Annotated in this window: 3 protein-coding genes; 2 read left to right on the forward strand and 1 reads right to left on the reverse strand. The window is 62.5% G+C overall.

Going from position 1 to position 4,370, the window contains the following annotated elements; genetic code table 11:
* Nucleotides 1-1,472, forward strand: a 1,472-nt coding sequence (locus tag A2I95_RS26535; RefSeq protein WP_291734732.1) for an efflux RND transporter permease subunit, incomplete at its 5' end; no start/stop codon positions are given.
* Nucleotides 1,473-1,546: 74 nt separating this feature from the next.
* On the opposite strand, the gene A2I95_RS26540 is transcribed toward A2I95_RS26535, so the two are convergent.
* A complete protein-coding gene (locus A2I95_RS26540; protein ID WP_291734734.1) occupies nucleotides 1,547-2,830 on the reverse strand; it encodes a replication initiation protein in 1,284 nt (427 codons plus the stop codon).
* Between the two features lie 591 nt (nucleotides 2,831-3,421).
* On the opposite strand from A2I95_RS26540, the gene A2I95_RS26545 reads away from it, so the two are divergent.
* Nucleotides 3,422-4,370 (forward strand): AAA family ATPase (locus tag A2I95_RS26545; protein ID WP_291734737.1); only part of this gene is annotated, 949 nt, incomplete at its 3' end.

Consider the following 4,370-nt stretch of genomic DNA (forward strand, 5'->3'; position numbering starts at 1 on the left):
CCGGGCTGGCGGGCATCACCGTGATCTGTTTCATCGGCTTCGGTCAGGTGAAACAGCAGTTCTTTCCGGACTCCAACACGCCGCTGTTCTTTGTCCACTACAAGCTGCCGCAGGGCACCTCGATCCAGACGACATCCAAGCATCTCAAGGTGTTCGAGGACTGGCTGGGCGAACGCGATGATGTGGTCTCGGTTGCCTCCTTCACCGGCCAGGGCGCCACCCGTTTCATGCTGACCTACTCGGCCGAAAAGCCGAACCCCAGCTATGGCCATCTGATCATCCGCACCGAAACCCTGGATGCGATCCCGCCGCTGCAAGCCGAACTCGAAGCATTCGGCCAGGCGCAGTTCCCCGAGGGCGAATTCCGCACCAAGCGGCTGGTTTTCGGCCCCGGTGGCGGCGATCCGATTCAGGTGCGCTTTTCCGGCCCCGACCCGCGCGTGCTGCGCAGGCTGGGCGACGAAGCCGTTCAGCGGCTTGAAGCGGCCTCTGCCAATATCCTGACCCCGCGCCACGACTGGCGCGAGCAGGAACCCGTGCTGAAACCGGTCTATGCCAACGACCGGGCGCAAACCGCCGGCGTCACCCGCGAAAACATCGCCGATGCGCTGCAGTTTTCCACCGACGGGCTGCAAATGGGGGTGTTCCGCGAACGCGACCGGCTGATCCCCATCGTCGTGCGCCGCGCGCCGCAGGATCCCTACAACATCTATGATCAGGTGGTCTTCTCCTCCTCGGCCGGCAAGTTCGTGCCGCTGGAACAGATGATCGACGGCGTTGATGTGGTCATGGAAAACACCTTGGTGCACCGCCGCGACCGGCTGCCGACCCTGACCGTCGGCGCCGACATCCCGCCGGAGCTGACCGCCGCCACCGTCTTTGCCGAGGTGCAGGAAACCATCGAGGCGATGGACATCCCGCCCGGCTACCTGATGGAATGGGGCGGCGAGCATGAAAGCTCGGGCGACGCGAATGAGTCCCTGGGCAAGCAGTTGCCGGTCACGCTGCTGATCATGGTGCTGATCTCGGTGCTTTTGTTCAATGCGATCCGCCAGCCGGTGATCATCTGGCTGTTGGTGCCGATGTCCGTGAACGGCGTGGTGATCGGGCTTCTGGGCACCGGCTTCCCCTTCACCTTCACCGCCCTTCTGGGTCTGCTCAGCCTGTCGGGCATGCTGATCAAAAACGGCATTGTCCTGGTTGAGGAAATCGACCTGGTGCGCGAAACCGGCCTGCCCCTGCGCGAAGCCATCGTCGAGGCGTCAGTGTCGCGTCTGCGTCCGGTGATGCTGGCGGCGGTGACCACGATCCTTGGCATGGCGCCGCTCCTGACCGACGCCTTCTTTGTGTCGATGGCGATCACCATCATGGGCGGCCTGGCCTTTGCCACCGTGCTTACCCTGGTGGCCGCGCCGGTGTTCTACCTGATCTTCTTCCGGCGGGTAGAGAAACAGGAAATGGCGGGGGTTTAATCCTCCGCCATCTGCAAACCGGGGTCAGGCCCGCCGCCTGATCCTGCCGGGCCGCTTCCCTTAAGCGGCCCGCCCTACCCTGCCAGATCCTCCAGCGCGCCGGGGATCAGCTCTTCCCAGAATTGGGCCATCTCACCGGCCAGCAGCGCCGCCGCCCAGCCGCGGTTGCGGAATTCCTCGCGGTCGATCTCGGTTTCCAGGCGGCTCAGGAACAGCCGCTTGTCCGCATCTCTCTGCGTCGGTGAACGTCCGGCGGCCAGATCCCGGATCCGCTCCAGCCGCTGCGCCCTCAGCGACCGCTCCCGCGCCTTGACTGCGTCCTCTGCTGCCGCAAGCCGGGCCGCCTCGGCGTCTGCCGCGCGGCGCGCCTCAGCCGCCGCCAGAACCTCGGGCGAAACCTCTTTCACCGCCTCGGCCGGCGCGTCCTTGTAATCGTCCCGCAAGGCCGCGCTCAGATAGCGCACCGGGCTGTCCACGCCCTTCTTACCTTTCAGATAGCCGACCTTTTCGGCCACGTAGTCCTCGCCGTGCTCGGCAATCCACTGCCGCGCCAGCCGGTCGCTGACGCCCAGGCCGATCAGCTGGGAATACACCGCCCCCTGCCGCACCCCTGCCCCATCATCAATGTCCAGCATCGCCAGCTGCGGGTTTTCCTTGATCAGGAACCGCACCTCGGCCACCTGCCGCCCCATCTTCTTGAATTCCGGCGTCAAAAGGATGTTCGAGGTCTTGTTCACCTCCGTCACCGCCGGCTTGATGATCTTGGCATTCAGATGCTTGAAGCTCTCGTAATAGGCGCTGCCGTCCACCCCCATCAGGCGCCGGAACAGCGCGATTTCCCACCAGCCCGTCGATCCTGTGCGCACAAAACGGTAGCAGTTTTCATAAAGCGCCAGCGCATGGCCAGAGGTGAACCGGCGCTGGATGTTCAGATTGATCAGGGCAAAAACCTTGGGGTCATGCAGCTTCTCCGCCAGCGCCGGAGAATAGGCATATTCGCACACGCCCCCCGCCAGCTTGGCATAGGACAACAGCGAACTGACCCCCCATTCCTGCCGCCCCTGCTCATCCAGCATGTCCCATTCCGCCACTGTCTCTGCCAGGCTGCGCAGCGACTGCTTCAGCGTCTCCATATCATTGGAGTTATAGCCCACCATCATGCACAGCGTCTGCGCGTCGATCTGATGCTTGGGTTTTGTGATCAGCGTGTCATAGGCATTCAGCAGCAGCACATTCGACAGTTTGCGCTGCAGCAGCGTCAGTTTGCCCGAGACATGAATGGCCGCCACATTCTTCTTCACCGACCCGCGGCGCAGCGGGCCTGTCAGCTTGTTGTGCGGGATGTCTTTGGCGTCCATCGCCCTGCCCTCCTGTCCCCGTGCCGGTCTTTGCGACTCTCCGGGGCCTGCCTTGGCGGTACTATGGCTTAAAAGGAACCCGCGCTCAATCCTGCATTGGGGACCCATTTACGGGAAGGCTTCGTCCCGCAAACGGGTACCTTTACCCGGTCTCTCCGGTTTCAGGCGCCATTCAGCGCTGGTTTCCCCGGTTTTCCGGCTAATATGGATCCTGAAACCGCCTGATTTGCGGCCTGCGAGTCGCGGGTGCCTGTCTTCCTGCGAATCGGGGCCCTTGCTCCCGCAGACGGGTACCAATGCTCCTGCAAACGGGTTCCTTTAATACTGGATACAGGTCCCCAAACATGTGTAACCATCTGATATACCGAAACTTACTAACCCCAAAGACTCTAAACTGAATCAAAGATTCACAACATTTCAATCTGTTTGTGCCATTATGAATATTGGGGAAAAGACTCATATATTCCGCGGGATACGGACGGCGGCGGAAAACAGATGCGTTGCTAGAATATGATTCACACTCTCTCCAGGATGTGCCACAAAAGCGGTGATAACACGCCAAACAGGCGATATACCCGAGGCACCCGTCACATGGCAAAGAAACCCGACACCCCCCTGCCCCCCTATTTCAACCTCGACCCCGAGGCCGCCGCCGCCAAACTGGGCGAGCTTGTCGACACCGCCCGGTTCGCCAAGGCCGCAGCTTTCGCAGGCCGCGGACGCGATGATCTGGCCAAACGCGGCTACGCACCGGACGGGCGCAAACGCCTGCGCAGTTTTTCAACGTGGGAGGTCTGCCGCTACCTGATCCCGGTCGCCCCCGCCCATCTGCGCCGGGTGCTGAACAAAAACCCGGACCTGCCCCAGGGCGAGGGCGCCAGCGGCTCGCGCTGGTTCACCCTGGAAGACGTGCTGAAGCTGCGCGACCATTTCGCCGAGGAAGGCATCAGCACCAAGGAATACCGCCCCTACCGCCCCGAAGGCCTGCCCGCCAAGATCGTGGCCGTGGCCAACTTCAAGGGCGGCGTCGGCAAAACCTCCACCGCCGCCCATCTCGCCATGTCCGCCGCGCTCGACGGTTACAAGGTGCTGGTGGTCGACCTCGACAGCCAGGGCTCGATGACCTCGATCATGGGCGGCCAGGTGGCGGACGAATGGCAGACCGTCTTCCCCCTCCTTGCCCGTGACTATGCAGACGCCGTAGAGGCCGAGAACAAGGTCCGCGCCGCCTCTGGATTAGACCCTATTCCCCTTGATGAGACCCTGACCGAGGCCAGGGAGGTTTCGCTGCGAAACGTGGTTCAGAAAACCCACTGGCCCAATATCGACCTGATCGGCGCGCAGCTGAACCTCTACTGGGCCGAATTCCAGATCCCGGTCTGGCGCATGGGGCTGCGCAATTGGGCGCTGTGGGATGCGCTGACCAACGCGCTGGATCAGGGCGGTGCGCTGGGCGACTACGATATCATCCTTCTGGATACCCCCCCTGCCCTCGGCTATCTGACCATCAATGCTCTGGCCGCCGCCGATATCCTGATGG

The organism is Leisingera sp. F5 (assembly GCF_001593695.1).

Coding starts and splice junctions, on each gene's coding strand:
- A2I95_RS26540 (WP_291734734.1), bottom strand. CDS start 2,830: ATGGACGCCAAAGACATCCCGCACAACAAGCTGACAGGCCCGCTGCGC.